Below are 23,335 nucleotides of genomic sequence, written 5' to 3'. Positions count from 1 at the left end.
AGCGTCGCCCTGGACGCTGTGACGACATGAGGTGGTGGCGATGCCCGAAGCGAGCACCGAGCGCGACCGGCTGACGGTCCCGCAGGGCCTGGCCGCGCTCTCCCTCGACGCGCTGGCCTCGGTCGCGTACGGGCCCGAGGCGATCGTGCTGGTGCTGGCCGCGGCCGGCACCACCGGGCTGGACTACACCCTGCCGGTGACGCTGGCGATCGTCCTCCTGCTGGCCGCGCTGACCTTCTCCTACCGGCAGGTGATCGCCGCCTTCCCGAACGGCGGCGGCGCCTACGCGGTGGCCAAGGCCCACCTGGGCCGACGGGTCAGCCTGGTGGCCGCCGCCTCGCTGATCATCGACTACGTCCTGAACGTCGCGGTCTCGGTCTCGGCCGGGGTGGCGGCGCTGACCTCGGCGTTCCCGTCCCTGTACGCCGACCGGGTGGTGATCTGCGTCGTGGTCCTGGCCCTGATCACCGGGGTCAACCTGTACGGCGTCGCCGAGTCGGCCAAGATCCTGATCCTGCCGACGGTGGTCTTCGTGGTGGCCATCTTCACCGTGATCCTGGCCGGACTGCTGCGCAGCGAGCCGGTCGTCCAACCCACCCACCCGGGTGCGGCCACCGAGACCGTCGGTGTCCTGCTGCTGCTCAAGGCCTTCGCCTCCGGCTGCGCGGCGCTGACCGGGGTGGAGGCGATCGCCAACGCCGTGCCGACCTTCCGCACCCCACGGGAGAAGCGCGCGCAGCGCACCGAGATCGCGCTCGGCGCGCTGCTCGGCAGCATGCTGATCGGCCTGTCGCTGCTGATCGGGCACTTCCATGTCGCGCCGAACCCCACCAAGACCGTGCTGGCCCAGCTCACCGAGGCCGCGCTCGGCCACAACGCGGGCTTCTACATCGTCCAGTTCACCACCATGGCGCTGCTGGCACTGGCGGCGAACACCTCGTTCGGCGGGATGCCGGTGCTCACCTCGCTGCTGGCCCGCGACCACCACGTGCCGCACGTCTTCGCGCTGCGCGCCGACCGGCAGGTCTACCGGCACGGGGTGCTGGTGCTGGCGGGCGCGGCGCTGGTGCTGCTGATCGGCGCGCAGGGCAACACCCAGGCGCTGGTACCGGTCTTCGCGATCGGCGTCTTCATCGGCTTCACCATCTCCCAGATCGGCATGGTGCGGCACTGGCGCCTGGAGCGCGGACCGGGCTGGCACGGCCGGGCCGTGCTGAACGGGGTCGGCGCGCTGCTGACGGCGGCGGCCACCGCGATCGAGCTGATCGCCAAGTTCCGCGAGGGCGGCTGGCTGGTCTTCCTGGCGGTGGCGCTGCTGGTGACGCTCTTCGAGTCGATCCACCGCAGCTACGCGCGGATCGGACTGGCCCTGCACGTCGGCGAGGTGCCCGGGCCGCCGCAGCAGCTGCACTCGCTGGTGGTCGTGCCGGTCGGCTCGGTCAACCGGCTGACCCAGGAGGCGCTCGGCACCGCGCTGTCGCTGGGCGACGAGGTGCGCGCGGTCTCCGTGGCGCACACCGAGGACACGGACGGGCCGAGCGCGGAGCAGATCCAGCAGGCCTGGATCCAGTGGCACCCGCAGGTCCCGCTGACCGTGCTGACCAGCGCCTCGCGCTCGTTGACCCGGCCGATCGTGGACTACCTGCGCGAGCTGGCGGCGACCGAGCAGCACGACCGGTTGGTGGTGCTGATCCCCGAGACGCAACTGCCGCACCCCTGGCAGCGGCTGCTGCAGAACCAGCGCGGTGTGCTGTTGGACCGGGCGATCCGCCGGCACACCAACGCGGTGATCTGCCGCCTGCGGTTCCGGCTCGACATCCCGCCGCGGCACCCCGCACCGACCGGAATGCGCTGAGCCGACCGGTTATCGAGCGGTCATCGACCGGACGGCCAGCGCTGCTCCACCTTCGCCAGCCGCCAGTACGCCAGCGCACCGGCCCAGACCACCACGAAGAGGCCGACGATCACGAATCCGACGTTGTTCAGGTCGACACCGGAGATCCAGCCGGTCACCGGGTCGGTCAGGTCGAGCTGGTCGTGCAGCACGCCGACCAGCTCGATGGTGCCGATCAGGAAGGCGACGGCGATCGACAGGCCGGTGATGGTGAGGTTGTAGTACACCTTGCGGGTCGGGTTCGAGAACGCCCAGTGGTAGGCGAAGTTCATGAACGTGCCGTCGAGGGTGTCGAACAGGCTCATGCCGGAGGCGAAGAGCAGCGGCAGGCAGAGGATCGCGTACCAGGGCAGGCCGGCGGCGGCACCCGAGCCGGCCATCACCATCAGCGTGACCTCGGTCGCGGTGTCGAAGCCGATGCCGAACAGCAGCCCGATCGGGTACATCTGGCCGGGGCGGGTGATCGACCTGGTCAGCCGGCCCAGCACGCGGTTCATGAAGCCGCGGTTGTCCAGGTGCTTCTCCAGCTCGTGCTCGTCGAACTGGCCCGCCCGCATCGCCTTGAACACCCGGTGGATCCCGGCCAGCGAGACCAGGTTGAGCGCCGCGATCAGGTAGAGGAACCCGCCGGAGACGCTGGTGGAGACCAGGCCGAGCAGCTTGTGGGCACCCGAGTTGTCGTCGGTCAGAGTGCCGACCACCTTGGCCCCGGCCGCGACCAACCCCGCCAGCACCACCACGATGGTGGAGTGGCCGAGCGCGAACCAGAAGCCCACCGAGACCGGGCGCTTGCCGTCCGCCATCAGCTTGCGCGTGGTGTTGTCGATCGCCGCGATGTGGTCGGCGTCGAAGGCGTGCCGCATGCCCAGGGTGTACGCGGTGACGCCGAGTCCGAGGCCGAAGACCTGGTTGCCGACGGTGTAGTGGTGCGGGGCGACCATCGTGACCAGGACGAAGAAGGCGACCACGTGCATGCCCAGGATCACCGCCAGCAGGCCGCCGGTACGGATCCAGTCCCGCCGCTCCCAGGTCAGGGCGGCGGTCGCGGCTCGGGCGGGCCCGGCCGCCGCGGCGGCTTCGGGCATGGCGGCGGAAGCGGGTATGGCGGCGGAAGCGGTTTTGGGCAGGGTCATCTCAGGGCAGCCTCTCCAGCACCTCGTGGACAGTTCGTCGTGCGGTGCCGTGGCCGGTCTCCTGGCTGACAGGTGAAGCGCCCGCGCCGTTCCCGGCCTTCCCGGACGCGTGAAGCGTCCAGTGACCGCCCACCGCGTGACGGTGGGTCTGGTGTGCGCGGACTTCCTGATCACAGTGGCGAGGGCCGCTCCGGACTCCTGTGGCAAGCACAGTGCACCGGTCTTCCCGAACACCACGGCGGGACCACCGTATGGCCCTGGCGGCAATATCCACAAGCCTGCGCAGGTGTGCAGGTATGTGCTGGGCGGGCGTGCTCGGCCCGCTGCTCTTGCAGCCAAGGGCACACAGCGGTGGTCCACGAACGCGGCGGCGCCCTCGAACCGGGCGCGGGAGTCGAGGCGGTTCGGCGAGGCGATTCGCGAGCCGGCCGGCCCGGCCGCTACTTCCTGAACTTGTCCAGCAGTTGGTGGACCAGGCCGCGGGCCATCAGCTTGAGCATGTCGGCCTTGCGCGGCTCGTTGTAGAGGATGAAGTCGTCGAAGCGGTGCACACCGCGCCGGCCGGCCAGGGCCGCCGCCGCGTCGCGGATCGCCGTCAGCTGATCCACCGTCATCTCCAGGGCCCGCTCGTCGGGTTGGTAGCCGGCGCCGATCGGGTACTCCCCGCCGGGGCGGCGGTTCATCTCGACGTGGCAGCCGAGGACGTGGGTGACCGGCCGGGTGCCGGCGAACGCGACCAGCCGCTCCATCGAGGCGAGGAACGCGGCGGAGTCGGCCACGTAGAGCCGGCCCGGCAGCACGGTGTCGCCGGTGAACAGGAGCCCGGTCCACGGGTCGTAGCTGGTGATCGCCGCCTGGTGGTGCCCCGGTGAGGCGAGGATCTCCAGCACTCGGCCGCCCAGGTCGAAAGTGGCCTTCGCCAGGGGCCAGTTGTCGCCGAGGCCGAAGAAGGACCGGACGGCCTCGACCTCCCGGGGAACCACGGTGGTCGCGGGACGGTCGGCGAACTGGGCGTCCGCCGCCACGTGGTCGCCGTGCCCGTGGGTGTGCGCGATCACCAGCTCGTAGGGCGCGCGGCCCTCGTCGTGCTCGGCCGGGTTCCGGTCGAGCCACTCGGCGATCAGCCGGTCGACGGTGGCGCGCAGCGGGAAGAGGTCGGGGTCGGCCGTAGCGCCGGTGTCCAGCAGCAGGGCCCGGTCGTTGCCGAACAGCAGGAAGATGAACGGCGCCTCGTAGTTGACCGACTTGCTCTGGCGCAGGATGACGGTGTGCTCGTCGTAGTGGTGGATCTGGATCGCGGGGTCGTCGGCCGGGCGCCTGCCGGGCGCGCCGTGGATCCAACTGACCGCCAGGGAACCGGTGATGGGCGCCGCGCTCACGAAGTCGATCGGGCCACCGTCAGTCGTCCGCGTCATTCTCGTTCTCCCCCGTTTCGAAGTCCGGCAGCGGAGTCGCCGCCATGAAGTACCGGACGCGGTGGCGTCCGGGCCGGAGCCGGCTGCTGTCCGCCGTGCCCCGGGCGAGGTAGGGCTGGAGCAGGGCCAGCCACTGCGCCTCGAGTTCAGCTGCCTCGTCAGCGGAGAGCACGGCGATCGCGGCGGTGACGGCGGCCTTCGGGACGCCGCGCTCCTCGTCCCGCGCCGCCTGCTCACCGCGCGCCCGGTGATCGAGGATCGCCTGCATCTCCCGTTCCACCACCAGTCGTTCGAGCTGCTGCTTGACCACCGCGTCACCGTCCTCGGCGATCCGCACGGTCGGCTGCGCCTCGGCCACCCGCCACTGCCGCTCGCGACGGTCGCGCCCCGGCCCGGCCTCCTCCACATAGCCGTACTTGGCGAGTTGGCGCAGATGGAAGGAGCAGTTCGCCTGCGGCACGCCGAGGACGCGCCCGCACTGCGCGGCCGTCGCCGGCCCGGTGGTGGCCAGGAGTTCCATCAGGTCGAGGCGAAGCGGGTGGGCCAGGGCCCGGATCGCCTGGGGGTCGCTGATCCGCATATCCCAAAGAGTACTTTGGGATATGCGGATGTCAAGGGTTTCTTTGGCTTCTCGGTGGGCCTGCCGCCCTGGGCGTCCGCTTAAGGCGCCTGCTGCTTAAGGCGCCTGCTGCGGAATCGGGCCGGCGGCGGCGCCCGTCGCGGCGATCGACTCCAGTGACCGGATCCGCGGAATCGGTGAGGCCAGCAGCCAGAGCAGCGACAGCGAGCCCCCCAGGGCTGCCAGCAGCAGGGTCTCGCGCAGGCCGAGCACGGTGCCGAGCAGGCCGCCGACCAGGGCGCCGACCGGGCGGATGCCGTAGTTGACGGTGCTGAAGGCACCCGAGACCCGGCTGCGCATGCCGTCCGGGATGACGGCGGCCTGCAGCGAGTTGAGGTTCACGTCGAAGAGCATCACGCCGAGGCTGCTGAGGAACTCGGTCACGGCGAGCGCGCCGGCCCGGCTCCAGAGCGGACCGCCCGCCATCGCCATGATGGCCAGCGGCGCGGGGAAGAGCACCGCGCCCAGCGCGACGGTGCGCCCGATGCCCAGCCGGCGGCCGAGCCGCGGGGCGAGCATCGCGCCGAGCAGACCGCCGATCGCGCCGACCCCGAAGGCCAGGCCGATGCTGCCGGCGGACAGGCCCAGGCCGCGGCTGGCGAACAGCACGATCAGCGCGTTGGCCATGAAGGTGAAGAAGTTGACGGTGCTGCAGCAGCCCAGGCTGGCGCGCAGCACCGGGTGCCGCACCACGAAGGCCAGCCCCTGCCGGGCGCGGGTGAGCATCGACAGCTCGGCCTGCTGCGCCACCGGGAGCCGGGGTTCGTCGAGCGGGATGCGGCCGACCAGCAACGCCGAGCCCAGGAAGGAGAACGCGTCCACCAGCACGGCGACCGGTGCGGTCAGCGCCTGCACCAGAGCGCCGCCGATCGCCGGGCCCGCGATGTAGGAGGCGGACCGGCTGGTGCTGAGCTTGCTGTTCGCCTCCAGATAGGCGGAGCGCGGTACCAGGTGGGCGAAGAACGGCGAGTACGCGCTGTTGAACAGCACCGCCGCCGCGCCGGTGACCACGGCCACCAGATAGAGCTGACTGAGCGTCACTTTCCCTGCCCAGCAGGCGATCGGGAGCGTGCTGAGGGTGGCGGCTCTGACCAGGTCGGCGATGACCATCAGTCGGCGCTTGCGCCGCTGGTGGTCGACCCAGGCACCGAAGAAGATCGCCAGCAGATTCGGCGCCCAGATCAGCGCGGTCAGCAGCGACACCTGGGCGGCGGAGACCCGCAGCGCACCGACGGCGATCAGCGGTAGCGCCAACTCCGAGATCCGGTCGCCGAACTGGGATATCGACTGGCCGGTCCAGAAGCGTAAGAAGCGCCGATCGCGCCGGAGCGAGGCGGCGGGTACGGCTTCGTCGGCGGGAGCCGAGCCGGAAGCCGGGGCGGGAGCCGGGGCGGGAGCCGGGGAGAGGGTGTCGGCGTCGGCCATCAGGCGGCACTCCCGCCCTGCTCGTCATCGGCGCCGTCCGGCAGGGTGTACCGCATCAACCGCACGCCGCGCCCGTTCGCCGGCCGCTCGGCCGGGTCCCGGGTCACATAGGGCGCCAGCAACCGCTCGATCGCCTCCTCGAGTTCGGTGAGCTCCTCGACGGAGAGCACCACCCAGGTGTTGGCCAGCCCACTGGCCTCACGCCACTCGGGCGTCAACTCGGGCTCGACCTCGGCGATCCAGCGCTGCGGCACGTCGGCATGGCGCAGGAACAGCTGCCGGGCCAGCATGCGCGCGGCCTCCGTCCCGTCCTCGTCGCCGGCCAGCGGCCCGTAACGGAAGCCGCGGGCCACCGCCTGCCAGCGGCGCTGCCTGCGATCCGGATCGGGCTCGGCGTCGCGCACCAGGCCGAAGCCGGCCAGATGGCGCAGGTGCCAGCTGGTCACCGACGGGGTCGCGCCGACCTCGGAGGAGAGCTGGGTCGCGGTCGCGGGGCCGTGGCGCTGCAGGCGTTCCAGGATCGCGATCCGGACGGGGTGCGCCAGCGCCCGCATGGTCTGCGGATCGGTGATCTCGAGATCGCCGAAGGGATTACTGGAGTCCATGATCTGAGAGCTTCCTCTCAGAATATCTGAGAGTCAACTCTCAGATCTCCCCCTGTTCCCTTTCGCCTTCCCTTTCGTCAATATTCGTCATAGTGACGATAACCGCGCTAGGGTCAGCTCATGAAGAGTCAACTGCAAGCTGTGGCTTGCGAGAACGAGGCCATCGCTGCTTCCGGCAGTTACGTCGCCAGTGACGGCGCGGCGGTGGCGATCGGGGAGTCCCTGGCGGCGGCTCGGGCGGGCACGGTCTCGTACGGCCCCGACGCGGCCGTGGACGGGCAGGCCGAGGGGGCGGCAGGCGGGGCGGCCGAGGGGCCGTTCCTGGGGCGGGTGGCGGTCACCGCCGAGGACAGCATGACGGCGGCCCGGCGGCTGACCGAGGCCGGCGGCGGGCACGTCGCGGTGCTCAACTTCGCCTCCGGGCGCAATCCGGGCGGCGGGTACCTGCGGGGCGAGCCGACCCAGGAGGAGGAGCTGTGCCGCACCGCGCTGCTGTACGCCTGCCTGAACGACGCGCCCGACTACTACGCGGCGCACCGGGAATCCGGCGATCCGGCCTACAGCCACCGGGTGATCTGGTCACCGCACGTGCCGGTGATCCGCGATTCCGGGCGGCGGCTGCTGGCGCGGCCGTACCCGGTCTCCTTCCTGACCTCCGCCGCACCCAACGCCGGTGAGCTGGCGATGCTTTCGGGCCGGTGGCCGGCCGACACCAGGGAGCTGCTCACGGTGCGGGCCGAGCGGGTGCTGGCCCTCGCCGCGCGGCACGGCGTGCGGGAGTTGGTGCTCGGGGCCTGGGGCTGCGGGGTGTTCCGCAACGACCCGGAGGTGGTGGCCGAGGCCTTCGAGCGGGCGCTGGCCGTCCACGGCGCGGCCTTCGGGACGGTGGTGTTCGCGGTCTGGGACCGCTCACCGGAGTCGCTGAACCGGGCGGCCTTCCGGGCCCGCTTCGCCGCGGCCGGGGACTGAGCCGGCCTCACGCCACGCGGTGGCCGTCGGCCCGCGGCAGGGCGGCGGCGCTGAGGGGCAGCGGCGGCGCGGGCGGGGCGACCAGCTTGGGGTCCAGCACCAGCTCGTCCACGCCCAGCGGCTCGGTCAGCTCGCGCAACGCCGGCTCGGTCAGCTCGGCCGCTGCCTGCTCGGGGCCCAGCAGGGCGTGCAGGGCGTCCAGCGAGCTGAAGGCGACGGCGCACCGGCCGCCGTCCCGCTGCCGGAAGAACCGCAGCAGCTGGGTGCCGCCCACCAGCCGGACCGGGACGTACCGGACGGCGAGGTCGTCGGGGGCGGTGACCGGGTCGGGCCGTACGGACGGCACGGACGGCACGGGCGGCACGGACGGCACGGACGGCACGGGCGGCACGGGCGGCACGGGCGGCACGGGCAACGCAGGCGGACGGTGTGCGGTGGTGGTCACGGCATTCCTCCGGAGGTGGTCCACTGCTCGGCTCGGTCAGGTCGGTCGAGTCGGCTCGGTCGAGGTTCCGCTCAGTCGAGGTACTGCATCCCGAAGCGGCAGTGGGCCGGAGCCATCCGCTCCCGGTCCGCCACGCGGACCGCCGGCTCGTCCTCGGCCGGCTCGTCCTCGGCCGGTTCGTCCACCCCAGCGGACTCCCCCGCCTGAGCCGCCGCGCCCGCCACCGGCGCCCCGTCCAACGCGAAGATCGTCCCCGACAGCAGCCCGCGCAGGACGGCGTCCGCCATCGAGCGGGGCAGCGGGAGGTCGGCGGGCTCGATCGTATGAGGAACGGGGCTGGTGGTCTGCGTGACAGTCATGGGGATTGATTCCTTCCAGGGACCGTGCTGCTGGCCCCGGGATCCTGGGTGATCCCGGACGCAGCTCCAGTGGAGCGCCGTCACCGCCCATTAGCACCCGGCCTTGACGCGTGGACTACGCGCATGGGCCCGTCTTTGACGTCACCTTGATATCCCGTCCCCCGATCGGACGCGTACCGGCGGACCGCCGCCTCGCCGCGCGCACCGAACCGATCGGGTCGCACCGACCGTGGTACCGGGTGGCGGGCCCGGCTGGGACTCGCGTCACGATGCGACTGCGGAGGTACCTTCCATGCCCTGGTACGAGGGGTCCTGCCGGATCACGATCGTCGGGGTCGCGGCGTCCTGGCCGCAGCGCGTGGTGGTGAGCATCCGCCGCGGTGCCACGATCGAGATCCCGGGAGTCGTCGGGACCAGCCAGGTCATCGACGCCGGTGCGGCGAGCCACGGCTGGGACCTGTCTGTCGAGCACCAGTACGAGGGCACCTGGCGGCCGAACATCCGGGCGATCCAGGGCAAGTGGGCCGACTCGGAGCACGGGCGCAGCCAGCTGATCCGCAGCAAGGACCACGACTGGCCGGGCGACACCAGCGAGCGCAACCTGGTGATCCGGATCGACCGGATCGGCTCGGGCGGTCCGGCTCCGGAGATCGTGGCCGGCGCCCGGAAGTCCGCCACCGAGGCGCTCTCCACGCCCGTGCGGCAGCAGAGCGCCGCTCGGCGCTCGGTCACCGAGTCGGCTTCCGCGCCCGAGCGGCAGCAGAGCACCGTCCGCCGCTCGGTCACCGAGTCAGCCTCCGCGCCCGAGCGGCAGCAGAGCACCGTCCGGCGCTCGGTCACCGAGTCGACCCCCGCGACCGAGCGGCAGCAGAGCGACGTTCGGCGCCCGGTCACCGAGTCGGCCTCGGCGCCCGCGCAAACCCGGGACGCCGGCCCTCGGGTCGCGACGCAGGGCCAGGCGGCACCCGCAGTCCCCCGGGTGACGAGCGGCGGCGGCAGCTCGGCTGCGGGCACGGGTAGCTGATCGACCGCACGACGACGGAGGGCGGCCACCAGCTCGCCGCCCTCCGTTCGCCCGTCTTCGCCCGTCTTCGCGCGATGAACGCGCACCGGACCGGCCCTACACCCGCGCGCCCACCGGCTGCCCGGCCGCACGCCGTCCGCGCCCCGGCTTGACCAGGAAGGTCGCCGCGTACACCGCGCTCGCCGTGGCCATGATGGTGAAGCTCGGCGGCAGCGTCGAGAACTCGGCGCTGAGCAGCAGACCGCCCCACATCTCGGCGACCGCGAAGCCGGCGGAGAGCGCCAGCGCGTGGAACGGACGGTCCGTCAGGCGGATCGCCGCGCCGGCGGGGGCCGCCAGCAGGCCGAGCAGCAGCAGCGAGCCGACCGCCTGGGTCGCCTCCGCCGCGCAGGCGCCGACCAGCACCAGGAAGCCGAAGCCGAGCAGCCGCACCGGCACCCCGCGCGCCGCCGCGACCGCCTCGTCCACGGTGGCGAAGAGCAGCGGGCGGGCGACCAGCAGGGTCAGCAGACAGATCGCGCCCGCGATGACGACCGCCAGCGTGGTCTGCGAGCTGCTCAGCCCGAAGATCGAGCCGAAGAGCACGCTGGTGCCCGCACCTCCGTTGCCCGAACCGCTGCGCGAGGTGGTGTAGACGGTCAGGAAGAACGCGCCGAGCCCGAGGATCCAGGCGAAGACGCTGCCGATCACCACGTCGTCGGGTCGCCCGCGCCGCCCGAGGCCGCCGAGCAGCAGGCCGACGCCGATGGTCGCGGCGAACAGGCCCAGGCGCAGGTCGTAGCCGCCGGCCAGGGCCGCCATGGCGCCGGTGAAGGCGACGTGGCTGAGCGCGTCACCGGTGAACAGCTGGGCCCGCAGCACCAGGAAGTAGCCGACCAGGCCGCAGGCCAGCGCGATCAGCGAGCCGGCCAGCAGGGCGTGCTGGAAGAACGCCTGGGAGAGCACCGAGGTCATGCCGCACCTCCCAGCGTGAACGCGGCCGCGCCGTGCCCGTGCTGCCCCTGGCCCTGGCCCTGCCCGTGCTGTCCCGGCCCCGGGCCCTGCCCCTGCCCCTGCCCGCGCTCGCGCGAGCGGCCCAGCGCCTCGCGCACCAGCCGCAGCAGGTAGGCCAGCAGATATCCGCCGAAGGCGAAGGTGGTCACGAAGAAGCCCAGCGGGTAGGGCTGGTAGTACGCGGCGATCAGGCCCGCCCAGCAGACGCCGAGGCCGAGCAGCACCGAGAGCAGCAGGCTGCGACCGGGGCGGGCGGTCAGCTGGCCGGCGGTGGCCGCCGGGATCACCATCAGCGCGAAGACCAGCAGGGTGCCGGTGATCTGGCTGGCCTCGGCGGTCGCCGCGCCCAGCAGCACCAGGAAGAGGGTGCCGAGCAGCCGTACCGGCACGCCGCGCCCGGCCGCCACCTGCGGGTCGACGGAGGCGAAGAGCAGCGGCCGGCCGATCACGGCGAGCACCGCCAGCACCACCGCGCCGACCACCGCCAGCACCGTCACCTGGTTGGTGGTGATGCCCAGGAAGCTACCGAACAGCAGCGCGGTCGGCCCTTCCAGCAGGCCCTTGTAGAGGCTGATGAAGAGGAACCCGCAGGCCAGCGCGAAGGCCTGGACGGTGCCGGTGACGGCGGACTCCTCCGCGCCGCCCTCCTGGCCCTTGCGGCCCAGCGCGGCGATCACCAGCGCGGCCGCGACGCAGAAGCCGAAGTAGCCGAGCGAGGTGCTGAAGCCCGCCAGCACGGCCAGCGAGGCCCCCGGGAAGGCGGCCACCGACAGGGTGTGCCCGGCAAAGGTCTGGCGGCGCAGCACCATGAACCAGCCCACCACCGCGCAGACCACCGAGACGACCAGGCCGGCCCGGAAGGCGTTGACCATGAAGGCGTAGGACCACATGTCCTGGAAGTCGGCAACGAGGTTCCAGGAGAAGACCGGTGACGTCACGTCAGCTGCCAGCGGCATGATCGCCACCCCCGCTCCCGGAGAGCGCGGCCGCAGCGGCGACCGGGTGCCGGTCGGCGTGCTGGTCGGCGTGCCGGTCGGCGTGCCGGGCCGGGGCCTCGGGCTGGCCGACCACCACCAGGCGGCCGTCGCTGGTGCGCAGCACCTCAACGGGCGTGCGGTAGAGGCGGGTCAGCGTCTCGGAGGTGATCACCTCGGTCGGCGTGCCGGCCATCGCGCCACCCTCGGCGAGGTAGACCACCCGGTCGAGGTGGTGCAGGATCGGGTTCACGTCGTGCGCGACCATCACCACCGAGACCCCCTCCTGGTGGCAGATCCGGCCGAGCAGGGCCGCGATCGCGCTCTGGTTGGGCAGGTCCAGGCTGTCCAGCGGCTCGTCCAGCAGCAGCACGGACGGGCGGCGGACCAGCGCCTGGGCGATCAGCAGCCGCTGCTGCTCACCGCCGGAGCACTGGCCGATCGGCCGGTGCGCGTACCCGGAGGCGCCCACCAGCTCGACCACCTCGGCGACCCTCTCCCAGCCTTCGGCCGGGGCCACCCCCAGGCGCGCCGCGCGGCGGCGCTTGAAGCGGGCCAGGCCCGGGATCGGGATCCCCCACTTGTCCCCGTCCAGGCCCAGCCGCACCACGTCGAGGCCGCGGATCCGCACGCTGGCGTCGAAGTTGCGGCGCTGCGGCAGGTAGCCGACGCCCGAGCTGCGCGCACCGGGCGCGCCGCCGAGCACCGTCACCTCGCCGGCGGCGGGCGGCAGCACCCCGAGCAGCACCTTCACCAGGGTGGACTTGCCGACCCCGTTGGGTCCCAGGACGGCGGTGAACTCCCCTGCCCCGACGGTCAGATCGACCCCCGACCAGAGGGTCCGCCCGCCCACCCGCACGGCCGCGCCGCGCAGCGAGAGCACCGGGTCAGCGCCGGACGCCGGGCGCTGCTGCTGGGCCGGAATCCTGCCGCCGGCCGCAGCGGTGTCCGTCTCGGCGCCGTCTGTCTCCTCGGCGCCACCTGTCTGCTCGGCGCTGCCTATCTCACTTTGCTGGATGCTCATTTGCCGACCGCCTGCTTCAACGCGTTCTCGATGCCCTGCAGTTGCTGTACCTGCCAGTCCTGGAAACTGGCTCCGGCCGGCGCCAGGGTCTCGGTGACCTGGGCGACCGGGATGCCCTGCGCCTTGGCCGCGTTCACCTGGGCCATCACGTCCGGGTCGGAGTTCTGGGTGTTGAAGACGTAGATCTTGATCTGCTTGCCGGAGATCTGCCGGTCGATGGTCGCCTTGTCGGCGGCGGTCGGGTCGTTGCCCTCGCTCATCGCGTCCAGGAAGCTCTCGGGGGTGAGCATCTTCAGGCCGAGCGACTCGGCCAGCGGCGTCACGATGGACTCCGAGGCGCCGATCGGGGTGCCCGCGTACTTCGCCTTGATGTCGCTCTCCAGCTGGTTGTACTGGCCGAGCGTCTGGGACACGAAGGTCTGCTTCTGGGCGTCGAAGTAGGCGGCGTCGGCCGGGTCGATCTTCTGGTAGTCGGCGGTGATCCGGTCGATCACCTGGTGGAGGCTGTCCGCCGAGTACCACTGGTGCGGGTTGTCCCCGTCCTTCTTGCCCAGCAGGGTGCCGACGGTCAGCACGGTGCGCTGCGGCGCCGGGTTGGCGGCGAGCAGCTTGTCCGACCAGGCGTCGTAGCCGATGCCGTTGTTGATCACGTAGTCGGCCGAGGCCACCGCGCGGCCGTCGGCCGTGGTGGGCTCGTAGGAGTGCGGGTCGGTGTTCGGGTTGGTGATCACGCTCTGCACCCGGACGTGGCTGCCGCCGAGCTGGGCGGCGATGCTGCCCCAGAAGTTCTCCGCGGCCACCACCTGGATCGTCTTCGAGCCGCCGGCCGCCGAGGAGGCCCTGGGAGCCGTCGAACACGCGCTGGTGCCGGCAAGCACGGCGATGGCGAGGACGCCGAAGGCCGTGGCGGTGATGCGACGGCGACCGACGCCGGTCCTGGCGTTGTGCATGGGGCGGACTCTCCTGGGGCTCTTGCGGGTCCCGAGCGGCGGGCTGCCGTTCTCCCGGACATGGCAGAGCCTAGTTAGAAATGGTTTTCACATCCAGGCCAGATGCCGATGAGCTGATAATCATTACCAATTCTTGACCGCCGAGCCTCCCGCAGGCCAAATGGATCAGCTATCGGGAGCCGAGCGCCATCGGGCGAGCACGTTCCGTCGACATCGGGGCGCGGAGTGGCAGCGCGGCGCATCCACGGTCGAACGGGTGCCAGTCGAACGGGCGCGAGCCGGATCGGGGCAGGGGGCCGGCCGGGCCGCAGCAGGGGGTCGGTGATCGGCGTCACAGGCGGGGCGAGCGCGCCGCCGTCCTGCTCCGCTCCGCAGCCGACCGAACTCCCCCGGTGACCACCGGAGCTGACGTCGGTACAGACATGTCAAAGGTTTCCCCATGGATCACACAAGCCGCAGACAGATCCGCCCGGACAGGAGTGCGATATCGCCCAGCCGTCGTCGACGGGAACTACCACCCACCCCTCAGGGACACCCATGCGACGTACCACCCGTAGCCGCGTCACCGCAGCGGCTTTCGGCACCATCGCGCTGTTCACCGCGACCGCCCTCACCGGCGCCGCGCCGGCCAGTGCCGCGTTCACCGCAGCCGCTGCCGGACCGGTCAAGGCGATACCCGCCTCGATCGGACATCGACTGGCCTCAGGACAGTTCCCCGCTCCCCTCACCCTGAGCCAGTGCCAGGCCCAGCTGCAGGCCTCCTGCTACGGCGCCACCCAGCTCGAGCAGGGCTACAACGAGCACCCGTTGTTCGACAAGGGCATCAACGGGGCCGGCCGCACCATCGTGATCGTCGACGCGTACGGGTCGCCGACCATCCAGCACGACCTGGACGTCTACAGCGCCCAGTACGGCATCCCCAGCACCACCGTCCAGGTGCAGAAGTGGGGAACCGTGCCGCCGTTCGACCCCACCAACACGGACATGACCGGTTGGGCCGAGGAGACCACGATCGACGTCGACATGGCGCACGCCATGGCCCCCGGCGCGAAGATCGTGCTGGCCGAGACCGGCGTCTCGGAGAACGAGGGCACCAGCGGCATGCCGGAGCTGATGGCCGCCGAGGACTCGCTGATCAAGCAGGGTGTGGGCGACGTCATCTCGCAGAGCTGGGGCGCCACCGAGAACACCTTCCCCGGCTTCGACCAGGGCGACTACTCCAGCCTGCTCAACCTGCGCTTCGCGTACAAGGACGCGCAGGCGCACGGCGTCACGGTGCTGGCCTCCTCCGGCGACAACGGCGTCACCGACGACGAGTCGGACGGGTCGACGCTCTACCCGTACCCGGTGACCTCCTGGCCGCCCTCCGACCCGCTGGTCACCGCGGTCGGCGGCACCACGGTCCAGCTGGACGCCAACGGCAACCGGCTGAGCCCGGACACCGTGTGGGACGACCCGGCGACCGGCGGCGGGGCCTCGGGCGGCGGCAAGTCCAAGGTCTTCAGCCGACCGCTGTTCCAGTCCGGCGTGGCGAACGTGGTGGGCAACTCCCGTGGCGTGCCGGACATCAGCATGATCGGCGACCCGAACACCGGTGTCTGGACCTACAACAGCTTCGGGCCGCAGGACAACGGCTGGGAGCTGTGGGGCGGCACCAGCGTGGCCTGCCCGGTCTTCTCCGGCGTGGTGGCACTGGCCGACCAGGTCGCCGGCCACCGGCTCGGCAACCTGAACTACGGCCTGTACGCGCTGGGCGCGATGCAGCAGGCCGGTGCCAAGTGGACCGGCATCAACGACGTGGTGGGCGGCTCCAACACCTACAACGGAGTGACCGGTTGGCCGGCCACCGCGGGCTACGACCTGGCCAGCGGCTGGGGCACGGTGAACGCGACGCAGTTCGTGCCGGCGATCGCCGCCCTGGGCTGATGGTTCATCAGAACACTTAGGTGAAAGCGCACTTGCTCGCCCGGCCGAGTTCGACCCGGCCGGGCGAGCAGGCGTTTCGGCTCGGTGGGCTCAGCCGGCGGCGGTCGGCAGTTGTCCGGGCGCTGGTTCAGCCCAGTTGGGCGAGCAGCTCGGCCCCCGTCCAGCGGCGGGCCGCGCCTGGGCCGGCCGCCTCCGCGTCGCGGACCAGGGCGATCAGCCGGGCGTTGGCGGCGGCGGGCAGGCCGTGCCGGGCCGCGAGCGCGGTGATCTCGCCTTGCAGGCTGTCGATCTCGGTGGGACGGCCGCGCTGCAGGTCCTCCCACATCGAGGAACGCGCCTGCGCGTCGATCCGCAGGCTGGCTCCAGCCACCCGCCGGAAGAGGGCGTCGGGCAGCCGGAGCACCCGAGGCGTCCAGGTCGCGGGGACCGGCCCGAGTTGCGCGGGCGTGATGCCCTCGGCGGCGAAGACGGCGAGCGCCTCGGCCTGGCAGCGTGCCAGGCAGACCCGGTAGGCGCGCTCGCCCAACTGCTCGCGCAGCGGCCGGCCGGAGAGCGCGTTCACGGCGTTGTTCAGGTTCAGCAGCAGCTTCGCCGCCTGCACGGCGGCCATGTCCCGGCGCAGCACCAGCGGCAGCCCCGCCGCCTTCGCCGCGGCGGCGAAGGCGGCGCTCCGCGGGGTGTCCGCCAGCATCAGCTGTCCGGCGGTGCCCTGGTGGAAGGCCGCGCCGCCGGTGCGCACCACGTTGTACGGGACCATGCCGGCCAGCACCTGGTGATCGGGGAGTTCGGCGCGCAGCAGTTCCGGGTTGTGCAGACCGTTCTGGAAGCTGACCAGCACCGCCTGCGGGCCGAGGTGATCGGCGAGTTGGCGGGCGGCGGCCGTGGTGTCCGCCGACTTGACGGTCACCAGGACGTAGTCGGCCCCGGCCGCCGCGCTCGGGTCGGTGGCCAGTCGCAGGGTGCGGATCGCCCGCCAGGCCGCGTCCGGTCCCGGGCCGGTCAGCGTCAGCCCGTCGCGCTCGACGGCTGCCATCGCCGCCGGGCGGCCGATCAGGGTGACCTCCGCGCCGCCGACCACCGCGGCGAGCCGGCCGCCCAGGTGGCAGCCGATGCTGCCGGCGCCGAGCACCGCGATCCGCAGCGGCCGGGCGGCGGTGCCGGTGTCCGTGCCGACGGTGCCGGTGTCAGCAGCAGGGGCGCCGGGCTCGATCGGGTCGGTGGTCACAGGGGGCTCCTCAGTCGAACAGGTCGGGGTCGGAGGCCGTGATCTGGTCCCAGAGCGGGCGCGCCTGGAACCACCCGGCCAGGTGCGAACCCAGCTGTCCTCGGGCGACCAGCGCGGTCTCCCGGTCGATCAGCTTGGGGGTGCCGGCGGCCATCGCCAACAGCTGGGCCTGGCACGAGCGTTCCATCGTGATGAACCACCAGACCGCCTCGGCCACCGAGTGCCCGACCGTCAGCAGGCCGTGGTTCTGCAGGATCACCGCCTTGAACCCGCCGAGCGCCGCCGCGACCCGGCGGCCCTCCTCGACCTCGTTGACCACACCGCGATAGTCGCTGTAGAGCCCGTGGTCCTCGAAGAAGGCGCAGGCGTCCTGGGTGATCGGGTCCAGCGGGATGCCGAGGCTGGCGAACGCCTTGCCGTGCAGCGAGTGCGAGTGCGCGGCGGCGACCGCGTCCGGGCGGGCGGCGTGCACCTGGGAGTGGATCACGAAGGCCGCCCGGTTCACCGGTCGGTCGCCGTGCAGCAGCGTGCCCTCATGGTCGACCAGGATCAGATCGGAGGCCTTGATCATGTTGAAGCTCATGCCGAACGGGTTGACCCAGAAGCAGTCGGGGCGCTCCGGATCGCGCACGGTGATGTGTCCGGCCACCCCTTCGGAGAAGCCGAAGCGCCCGAAGAGCCGGAAGCCGGCCGCCAGTTGCTCCTTGCGGTACTGGCGCTCGGCCTCTACCGAGTCGAAGCTGGGCGGCATCGGCAGGTTGAAGCCGGCCGGCACCGGACCGACCACGGCGGCCAGTGCGGCGGGCACCGGGGCGGGGGCGGGAGCCGGATCGGCGGCGGGATCGACGGCGGGATCGGCAGCGGTACTCACGGAGTTGCTCATCGCGGGCTCCAGGACGTCGGCGACAGTGCGGACAGCCAGAAGATACACTCGTGCATCCGATACGCCAATGCATCCGATTGCATTCGAAGATTGCATCCGATGCAGACCCGCGAACCGGCCCCGGCCGCCCAACCGATCTGGAGAGTGCCCCGATGCCCAAGGGTGTGACCAAGCGCCGCCCCCGCACCCGCGCGGCGCTGCTGGAGTCGGCACTGGCCGCCTTCGCGGAGAACGGGTTCCACGCGACCTCGATCGAGCAGATCTGCGAGCGCGCCGGCTACACCCGGGGCGCCTTCTACTCGAACTTCAGCAGCAAGGAGGAGCTCTTCCTCGCGCTCTTCGACGCGCACAGCGAGCGGGTGATCGCCCGGATCGGCACCCTGATGGACTCGGCCGGCGCGGCACAGCTCACGCTGCAGGGGCTGGTGGAACTGCTCTCCGACATCGAGCCCGCCGAACGCGACTGGTACCTGGTCACCACCGAGTTCACCCTGCACGCCATCCGCGACCGCCAGGCCGCCTGGGTCCTCGCCCAGCACGACGCCCGGCTGCGCGCCGAACTCACCCGCTGCCTGACCGACCACCTCACCCGGGCCGGCCGCGCCCTCACCGTGGACGCCGACGAACTCGCCCGCCTGCTGATCGCGATCCGCGAGGGCGGCCTGGCGCAGAGCTACGTCGAACCCGACCAGCTGCCGCCGGGACAGTTGGAGCGCAGCTTCCTGGCCCCGCTGCTGACCGCGCTCACGGTGCGGCGGCCCTGAGTCCCAAGCCCTGCCGGCCCGCCGGCCCGCCGGCCCTGCCAGCCCTACCGCACGTCCGGCGCCAGCGCGGCGAAGGCCCGGTGGAGCAGGTCGGCGAGGTCGGCGTTCTCGCGCTGCGCGTCGGGCAGCCCCAGGTAGGTGAGCCGCACCACTCGCATCGCGCCCACCCCCGCGCGGGCCAGCACGGCGGCGCGCAGCACCACCCCGGCATCCGGCTCGGCCGCCGCCGGGGCCAGCCGGTCCAGGAAGGCGGCGGAGATCCCCTCTTCCAGGTCGAAGAGCAGGAACCTGTCGCCGCGGCTGGTCGGGTCGATGGTCAGCGGGTAGGGCCCGACCAGCAGGATCGCGGGGAGCGCGTCGTAGCGCCGGGTGAGTACCAGGATCGACTCGCGCAGTGCCACCAGCGGCGACTCGGCCGCCGGGCGGATCCGGATCTCCGCCGCCAGCTTCGGGATGAGGTCCCGGACCTGCTGCAGGATCAGGCTCTCCTTCGACGGGAAGTAGCGGAAGAAGGTGCGCTCCCCCACCCCCGCCGCCCGGGCGATGTCCCGCACCGTGGTCGCCTCGTAGCCCTGCTCCTGGAACAGCCGGGTCGCCTCCCGCACCAGCGCGTGGTGAGTGCGCCGCTTGTTCTCTTCCCGGCGTCCCGGTCCTGCTTCGTTCACCCCTGGATCATCTCAGCTCCGCGGGGGTGACCGGTGCCACACCCCCGAGAAATTGGCAGTCCTGCCATGTTTGCTAACGTGGCAGGACTGCCAGTTTCTGGAGCGCCGCGGATCATCAGGACCGCCGCCCGCCTCCGGTGACGTAGGACCTCTCGTTCGGAGCCCGTCATGCCCACCCTGCTCTACCGCCTAGGGCGCACCGCCTTCCGCCACCGACGGCGGGTGCTGGCGCTCTGGCTCGCGGTGATCGCCGCCGTCGTCTGCTGCATGGCCGCCTTCGGCGGCCCCGGCAAGCTGGACGACACCTTCTCGATACCGGGCTCCGAGTCGCAGGTCGCGCTGGACCGGATGAAGACCGACTTCCCGACCTCCTCGGGCACCAGCGCCCAGGTCGTCTTCACCGCCCCCGCCGGCCAGAAGGTGACCGACCCGGCCGACCTGGCCGCGATCAGGTCCGCGCTGGACGCCGCGAAGTCCGCGCCGCAGGTGGCCAAGGTGATCGACCCGGTGGCCGCGCAGAGTGTCTCGGCGGACGGCAGCACCGCGATCGCACAGGTGCAGTACGAGGTGGTGCAGAGCGCGCTGAAGTCCGGCTCGCTCGACGCGCTGAAGACCGCGGTCGACAGCGCCGGGCAGCACCAGCCGGGGCTGGACGTGCAGGTCGGCGGCGCCGCGTTCGGCTCCGGCCCGTCGAAGTCCGGTGGCAGTGACCTGATCGGCGTCGGGATCGCGGTCGTCATCCTCGCGCTGACCTTCGGCTCGCTGCTGACCGCCGGGCTGCCGCTGATCAGCGCGATCGCCGGGGTGGTCACCGCGATCGCCGGGGTGCTCTCGCTGACCGGCGTGACCGCCATCTCCTCGACCGCGCAGAGCCTCGCGCTGATGATCGGCCTGGCGGTCGGCATCGACTACGCGCTCTTCATCGTCAGCCGGCACCGGTCCGAGCTGGCCCGCGGCACCGCGCCCGAGGAGGCGGCCGGGCTCGCCGTCGGCACGGCGGGCAGCGCCGTCGCCTTCGCCGGGCTGACCGTGGTGATCGCCATGGCCGGACTCTGCGTGGTCGGCATCCCGTACCTGACGGTGATGGGCCTGAGCGCCGCCGCCGCCGTGCTCATCGCGGTGCTGGTCGCGCTCACCCTGCTCCCGGCGCTGCTCGGCTTCGCCGGGGGACGGCTGGCCCCCATGCCCGGGTCGCGGGCGATGCGGCGCGAGCAGGCGGCAGCCGACCGGGGCCGCACGGGTGCCGCGAACGCCGGTGAGCGCTGGTTCCGGCTGGTCACCCGCCGCCCGCTGATCACCCTGGTCCTCGTGCTGGCCGCCGTCGGCGCCCTGGCCTGGCCCGCGCACAGCATGCGGCTGGCCCTGCCGGACAACGGCACCTCTCCGGCTGGCTCCTCCCAGCGGCTGGCCTACGACCAGGTCAGCAAGGAGTTCGGGCCCGGGTTCAACGGCCCGCTGCTGGTGCTGGCCGACACCTCGCAGAGCGCCGACCCGACCGCGGCGGCCGAGCACATCGCGACCACGATCCGGGCGCTGCCCGACGTCACCGCCGTCGCCCGCCCGGTCGCCAACCCCGCGACCCACACCGCGCTGATCCAGGTGATCCCGGCCAGCGCCCCCAGCGACCAGGCCACCAAGACCCTGGTGACCGCGATCCGCGCCGACGCCGGCACGCTGCACCAGCAGACCGGGGCGACCATCGGCGTCACCGGCAGCACGGCGGTGGGGATCGACGTCTCGGCGAAGCTCGACGCCGCGATGATCCCGTTCGCCGCGGTGGTGGTGGGCCTGTCCCTGCTGTTGCTGCTGCTGGTCTTCCGCTCGCTGGTCGTCCCGCTCAAGGCCGCCGTGGGCTTCCTGCTCTCGGTCGCCGCGACCCTGGGCACCGTGGTGAGCGTCTTCCAGAACGGCCACCTGGCCCACCTGATCGGCGTCGACCGGGCCGGCCCGGTGAGCAGCTTCCTGCCGATCATCCTGCTGGCCGTGCTGTTCGGCCTGGCCATGGACTATGAGGTCTTCCTGGTCTCCCGCAAGCGCGAGGCCTACGTGCGCACCCGCCGACCGCTGGACGCCGTGCACAGCGGTGGCCGGCACAGCGCCCGGGTGGTCACCGCGGCGGCGCTGATCATGATCGCGGTGTTCGCCGCCTTCCTCGGCAGCGACAGCCAGATGCTCAAGCAGATCGCCTTCGCCCTGGCGGTGGGCGTGCTGCTGGACGCCTTCGTGATCCGGATGACCTTCGTGCCCGCCGTCCTCGCCCTCACCGGCCACGCGGCCTGGTGGCTGCCGCGCCGCCTCGCCCGGCTGCTGCCCGACCTCGACATCGAGGGCGAACGGCTCCAGCACCAGCACCAGCACCAGGAGGCGGCGCCGCTGCGGCTGGTGGTGGAGGAGGAGGCGCCCGCGCGGTGACGGTCGGGCGGTGACGGTCAAACGGTGACGGTCAGGCGGTGACGTGCGGGCGGTGACGGTCGGGCGGTGACGTGCGGGCGGTGACGTGCGGCCGTCACTGTCACCGTCGCCGTCAGCGGCCGACCTCGCGGGCGCGGAAGTCCTCCACCGTCTCCCGCCGGATCAGCAGGCGGGCGCGCCCGTCGCGGACGGCGACGACGGCGGGGCGGCCGACCAGGTTGTAGCCCGAGGCCATCGAGAGCTGGTAGGCACCGGCGGCGGGCACCGCCAGCAGGTCGCCGGGGCGCAGGTCGGCGGGCAGTCGGGCGTCGTGGACCAGGACGTCGCCGGCCTCGCAGTGGCGGCCGACCACGTCGACCACCGCCGTCGGCGCGTCCGAGATCCGGCCGACCAGCCGGACGTCGTACGCCGACCCGTACAGCGCCGGGCGCGGGTTGTCGCTCATGCCCCCGTCGACGGCGGCGAAGGTGCGGCCGTCGGCGGTGTGCTTCAGCGACAGCACCCGGTAGAGCGCGACGGCCGCCGGGGCGGCGATCGCCCGGCCCGGCTCGATGATCAGGCGCGGCACGGCCAGGCCGTGCTCGACGCACCGGGTCGCCAGGCGCTCGCTCACCGCGGTGGCGAACTCGGCCGGGTCCAGCTCGCGGTCCTGCGGCAGGTAGCGGACGCCGTGACCACCGCCGAGGTCCAGTTCGGGCAGTTCGACGCCGTGCCGGTCGCGGACCTCGGCCAGCAGCTCCACCAGCCGGTCCAGCGCCACCAGGTAGGGCTCGACCTCGGTGATCTGGGATCCCAGGTGGCAGTGGAGTCCGACCAGGTGGAGGCTGCCCTGGGCCAGCGTGCGACTGACCGCCTCGGCCGCGTCGCCCCCGGCGATCCGGAAGCCGAACTTCTGCCCGTCCACCCCGGTCCGCACCGCGCTGTGGTGGCCGGCGGCGATCCCCGGCACCACCCGGATCAGCACCTGCTGCGGGATGTCGGCGATCGCCAACGCCGCCAGCCGGGGAATCTCGGCCAGCCCGTCGATGACGATCCGCCCCACCCGCAACCGCCGGGCCAGCCGCAGCTCCTCGGGCGTCTTGGCGTTGCCGTGCAACAGGATCCGCTGCGGCGGGAACCCGGCGGCGGTGGCCAGCCGCAGCTCGCCCGCCGAGCAGACGTCCAGGCCCAGCCCCTCCTCGGCCACCCAGTCGGCCATCGCACTGCACAGGAACGCCTTTGCCGCGTAAAGCACTTCGGCCTGCGGCAGGGCCGCCCGATAGGCTCGGGCGCGGGCCCGCACCTCGCCCTCGTCCAGGACGTAGAGCGGCGTCCCGAAACGGTCGGCGGCCTCGTCCAGCCCGACCCCGCCGACCAGCACCTCACCACCGCGACCAGGACGGGCCGACGCCGGCCAGGGACTGCCGAGCGGCTCCGGCTGCGCGGTGCGGGTGGCCGAGGGGCGGACGGCGGTGGCGGACCAGCTGGTGGCGACCTGGGTTTCGAGCATGGCGGACGCTTCCTTCCACTCGCGGCACGGGCCGGCGCGGATCCCGGCCCGCCTCCAGTGGAGCCCGCGCCGGTGGTACGCGCACACCCTCTTGACGCTTGGGCTACGCGCAACCGGCCTTCCTTCACGACACCTTGACGGC

General features: G+C 72.4%; 21 protein-coding genes and 1 riboswitch. Of the genes, 6 read left to right on the top strand and 15 right to left on the bottom strand.

The annotated features are described in order from the left end of the window. The first annotated feature begins 40 nt into the window (after positions 1-40). Positions 41-1,855: an APC family permease gene (locus OG403_RS29265; RefSeq protein ID WP_329569645.1), complete on the top strand. Its 1,815-nt coding sequence runs from the start codon at positions 41-43 to the stop codon at positions 1,853-1,855. Between the two features lie 20 nt (positions 1,856-1,875). Here the strand turns inward: OG403_RS29265 and OG403_RS29260 are convergent, their stop codons facing one another. The 5 genes from OG403_RS29260 to OG403_RS29240 all read right to left on the bottom strand — a co-directional run bounded on the left by OG403_RS29260 (position 1,876) and on the right by OG403_RS29240 (position 7,091). Further along, positions 1,876-3,027 (bottom strand): HoxN/HupN/NixA family nickel/cobalt transporter, encoded by a 1,152-nt coding sequence (locus OG403_RS29260; RefSeq protein ID WP_442911009.1) that lies wholly within the window; start codon positions 3,025-3,027, stop codon positions 1,876-1,878. Positions 3,028-3,061: 34 nt separating this feature from the next. Then, positions 3,062-3,280, bottom strand: a riboswitch (cobalamin riboswitch). A 187-nt stretch (positions 3,281-3,467) separates the two neighbouring features. Continuing rightward, positions 3,468-4,442 carry an MBL fold metallo-hydrolase gene (locus OG403_RS29255; protein WP_329569644.1) on the bottom strand — a complete coding sequence of 325 codons (975 nt, stop codon included), beginning with the start codon at positions 4,440-4,442 and terminating at the stop codon, positions 3,468-3,470. After that, a complete protein-coding gene (locus tag OG403_RS29250) occupies positions 4,426-5,022 on the bottom strand; it encodes a helix-turn-helix domain-containing protein (protein ID WP_329569642.1) in 597 nt (198 codons plus the stop codon). The genes OG403_RS29255 and OG403_RS29250 overlap by 17 nt, the downstream gene beginning before the upstream one ends. 96 nt (positions 5,023-5,118) lie before the next feature. Further along, positions 5,119-6,486 (bottom strand): MFS transporter, encoded by a 1,368-nt coding sequence (locus OG403_RS29245; RefSeq protein ID WP_329569641.1) that lies wholly within the window; start codon positions 6,484-6,486, stop codon positions 5,119-5,121. Beyond that, a complete protein-coding gene (locus OG403_RS29240; RefSeq protein ID WP_329569639.1) occupies positions 6,486-7,091 on the bottom strand; it encodes a helix-turn-helix domain-containing protein in 606 nt (201 codons plus the stop codon). The genes OG403_RS29245 and OG403_RS29240 overlap by 1 nt, the downstream gene beginning before the upstream one ends. A gap of 120 nt (positions 7,092-7,211) precedes the next feature. Here OG403_RS29240 and OG403_RS29235 point away from each other — a divergent pair, with 120 nt between their 5' ends. Continuing rightward, the gene (locus OG403_RS29235; protein WP_329569638.1) at positions 7,212-8,060 is read left to right on the top strand and encodes a TIGR02452 family protein; all 849 of its coding nucleotides are present in this window, start codon (positions 7,212-7,214) and stop codon (positions 8,058-8,060) included. A 7-nt stretch (positions 8,061-8,067) separates the two neighbouring features. On the opposite strand, the gene OG403_RS29230 is transcribed toward OG403_RS29235, so the two are convergent. Both OG403_RS29230 and OG403_RS29225 read right to left on the bottom strand, forming a co-directional pair. Next, positions 8,068-8,505 carry an SAV_915 family protein gene (locus OG403_RS29230; RefSeq protein ID WP_329569636.1) on the bottom strand — a complete coding sequence of 146 codons (438 nt, stop codon included), beginning with the start codon at positions 8,503-8,505 and terminating at the stop codon, positions 8,068-8,070. 71 nt (positions 8,506-8,576) lie between these two features. Further along, on the bottom strand, positions 8,577-8,864 hold the full coding sequence (locus OG403_RS29225; RefSeq protein WP_329569634.1) for a hypothetical protein: 288 nt from the start codon (positions 8,862-8,864) through the stop codon (positions 8,577-8,579). 292 nt (positions 8,865-9,156) lie between these two features. Between OG403_RS29225 and OG403_RS29220 the strand changes: the two genes are divergently transcribed. Then, on the top strand, positions 9,157-9,888 hold the full coding sequence (locus OG403_RS29220) for a hypothetical protein (protein ID WP_329569632.1): 732 nt from the start codon (positions 9,157-9,159) through the stop codon (positions 9,886-9,888). A gap of 96 nt (positions 9,889-9,984) precedes the next feature. Here the strand turns inward: OG403_RS29220 and OG403_RS29215 are convergent, their stop codons facing one another. From OG403_RS29215 to OG403_RS29200, 4 genes are read right to left on the bottom strand one after another with little or no spacing between them, the layout of a single operon-like run. After that, complete coding sequence (locus OG403_RS29215; RefSeq protein WP_329569630.1) at positions 9,985-10,842, bottom strand: metal ABC transporter permease; 858 nt, start codon at positions 10,840-10,842, stop codon at positions 9,985-9,987. Further along, positions 10,839-11,837, bottom strand: coding sequence for a metal ABC transporter permease (locus tag OG403_RS29210; protein WP_329569628.1), 999 nt, complete (start codon positions 11,835-11,837; stop codon positions 10,839-10,841). Before OG403_RS29210 ends, OG403_RS29215 begins: the two co-directional genes overlap by 4 nt. Beyond that, positions 11,821-12,879 (bottom strand): metal ABC transporter ATP-binding protein, encoded by a 1,059-nt coding sequence (locus tag OG403_RS29205; RefSeq protein ID WP_329569626.1) that lies wholly within the window; start codon positions 12,877-12,879, stop codon positions 11,821-11,823. Before OG403_RS29205 ends, OG403_RS29210 begins: the two co-directional genes overlap by 17 nt. Further along, positions 12,876-13,829 carry a metal ABC transporter solute-binding protein, Zn/Mn family gene (locus tag OG403_RS29200; RefSeq protein ID WP_329569624.1) on the bottom strand — a complete coding sequence of 318 codons (954 nt, stop codon included), beginning with the start codon at positions 13,827-13,829 and terminating at the stop codon, positions 12,876-12,878. Before OG403_RS29200 ends, OG403_RS29205 begins: the two co-directional genes overlap by 4 nt. 537 nt (positions 13,830-14,366) lie before the next feature. Here OG403_RS29200 and OG403_RS29195 point away from each other — a divergent pair. Then, positions 14,367-15,755 (top strand): S53 family peptidase, encoded by a 1,389-nt coding sequence (locus tag OG403_RS29195; RefSeq protein ID WP_329569623.1) that lies wholly within the window; start codon positions 14,367-14,369, stop codon positions 15,753-15,755. 127 nt (positions 15,756-15,882) lie between these two features. Here the strand turns inward: OG403_RS29195 and OG403_RS29190 are convergent, their stop codons facing one another. Together OG403_RS29190 and OG403_RS29185 are read right to left on the bottom strand one after the other, a co-directional pair. Then, positions 15,883-16,980: a 2-dehydropantoate 2-reductase gene (locus tag OG403_RS29190; protein ID WP_329569621.1), complete on the bottom strand. Its 1,098-nt coding sequence runs from the start codon at positions 16,978-16,980 to the stop codon at positions 15,883-15,885. Between the two features lie 10 nt (positions 16,981-16,990). Beyond that, complete coding sequence (locus OG403_RS29185) at positions 16,991-17,863, bottom strand: class II aldolase/adducin family protein (RefSeq protein ID WP_329569619.1); 873 nt, start codon at positions 17,861-17,863, stop codon at positions 16,991-16,993. A 152-nt stretch (positions 17,864-18,015) separates the two neighbouring features. Between OG403_RS29185 and OG403_RS29180 the strand changes: the two genes are divergently transcribed. After that, complete coding sequence (locus tag OG403_RS29180; RefSeq protein WP_329569617.1) at positions 18,016-18,627, top strand: TetR/AcrR family transcriptional regulator; 612 nt, start codon at positions 18,016-18,018, stop codon at positions 18,625-18,627. 44 nt (positions 18,628-18,671) lie between these two features. Here the strand turns inward: OG403_RS29180 and OG403_RS29175 are convergent, their stop codons facing one another. Continuing rightward, positions 18,672-19,292, bottom strand: coding sequence for a TetR/AcrR family transcriptional regulator (locus OG403_RS29175; RefSeq protein WP_329569615.1), 621 nt, complete (start codon positions 19,290-19,292; stop codon positions 18,672-18,674). A 168-nt stretch (positions 19,293-19,460) separates the two neighbouring features. Here OG403_RS29175 and OG403_RS29170 point away from each other — a divergent pair, with 168 nt between their 5' ends. Beyond that, a complete protein-coding gene (locus OG403_RS29170) occupies positions 19,461-21,704 on the top strand; it encodes an MMPL family transporter (protein WP_329569613.1) in 2,244 nt (747 codons plus the stop codon). A 112-nt stretch (positions 21,705-21,816) separates the two neighbouring features. On the opposite strand, the gene lysA is transcribed toward OG403_RS29170, so the two are convergent. Further along, entirely contained in the window at positions 21,817-23,193 is a 1,377-nt protein-coding gene (lysA, locus tag OG403_RS29165) for a diaminopimelate decarboxylase (protein WP_329569611.1), read from the bottom strand. Between the last annotated feature and the right edge of the window lie 142 nt (positions 23,194-23,335).

Source organism: Kitasatospora sp. NBC_01266, from assembly GCF_036242395.1.
Lineage (GTDB): Bacteria > Actinomycetota > Actinomycetes > Streptomycetales > Streptomycetaceae > Kitasatospora.
Note: the sequence above shows the minus strand (reverse complement) of the source record. Positions and strands in the feature narration are given on the sequence as shown.

Coding starts and splice junctions, on each gene's coding strand:
- OG403_RS29180 (WP_329569617.1), top strand. CDS start 18,016: ATGCCCAAGGGTGTGACCAAGCGCCGCCCCCGCACCCGCGCGGCGCTG.
- OG403_RS29220 (WP_329569632.1), top strand. CDS start 9,157: ATGCCCTGGTACGAGGGGTCCTGCCGGATCACGATCGTCGGGGTCGCG.
- OG403_RS29225 (WP_329569634.1), bottom strand. CDS start 8,864: ATGACTGTCACGCAGACCACCAGCCCCGTTCCTCATACGATCGAGCCC.
- OG403_RS29265 (WP_329569645.1), top strand. CDS start 41: ATGCCCGAAGCGAGCACCGAGCGCGACCGGCTGACGGTCCCGCAGGGC.
- OG403_RS29200 (WP_329569624.1), bottom strand. CDS start 13,829: ATGCACAACGCCAGGACCGGCGTCGGTCGCCGTCGCATCACCGCCACG.
- OG403_RS29215 (WP_329569630.1), bottom strand. CDS start 10,842: ATGACCTCGGTGCTCTCCCAGGCGTTCTTCCAGCACGCCCTGCTGGCC.
- OG403_RS29260 (WP_442911009.1), bottom strand. CDS start 3,027: ATGACCCTGCCCAAAACCGCTTCCGCCGCCATACCCGCTTCCGCCGCC.
- OG403_RS29255 (WP_329569644.1), bottom strand. CDS start 4,442: ATGACGCGGACGACTGACGGTGGCCCGATCGACTTCGTGAGCGCGGCG.
- lysA (WP_329569611.1), bottom strand. CDS start 23,193: ATGCTCGAAACCCAGGTCGCCACCAGCTGGTCCGCCACCGCCGTCCGC.
- OG403_RS29250 (WP_329569642.1), bottom strand. CDS start 5,022: ATGCGGATCAGCGACCCCCAGGCGATCCGGGCCCTGGCCCACCCGCTT.
- OG403_RS29245 (WP_329569641.1), bottom strand. CDS start 6,486: ATGGCCGACGCCGACACCCTCTCCCCGGCTCCCGCCCCGGCTCCCGCC.
- OG403_RS29185 (WP_329569619.1), bottom strand. CDS start 17,863: ATGAGCAACTCCGTGAGTACCGCTGCCGATCCCGCCGTCGATCCCGCC.
- OG403_RS29170 (WP_329569613.1), top strand. CDS start 19,461: ATGCCCACCCTGCTCTACCGCCTAGGGCGCACCGCCTTCCGCCACCGA.
- OG403_RS29235 (WP_329569638.1), top strand. CDS start 7,212: ATGAAGAGTCAACTGCAAGCTGTGGCTTGCGAGAACGAGGCCATCGCT.
- OG403_RS29195 (WP_329569623.1), top strand. CDS start 14,367: ATGCGACGTACCACCCGTAGCCGCGTCACCGCAGCGGCTTTCGGCACC.
- OG403_RS29205 (WP_329569626.1), bottom strand. CDS start 12,879: ATGAGCATCCAGCAAAGTGAGATAGGCAGCGCCGAGCAGACAGGTGGC.
- OG403_RS29240 (WP_329569639.1), bottom strand. CDS start 7,091: ATGGACTCCAGTAATCCCTTCGGCGATCTCGAGATCACCGATCCGCAG.
- OG403_RS29210 (WP_329569628.1), bottom strand. CDS start 11,837: ATGCCGCTGGCAGCTGACGTGACGTCACCGGTCTTCTCCTGGAACCTC.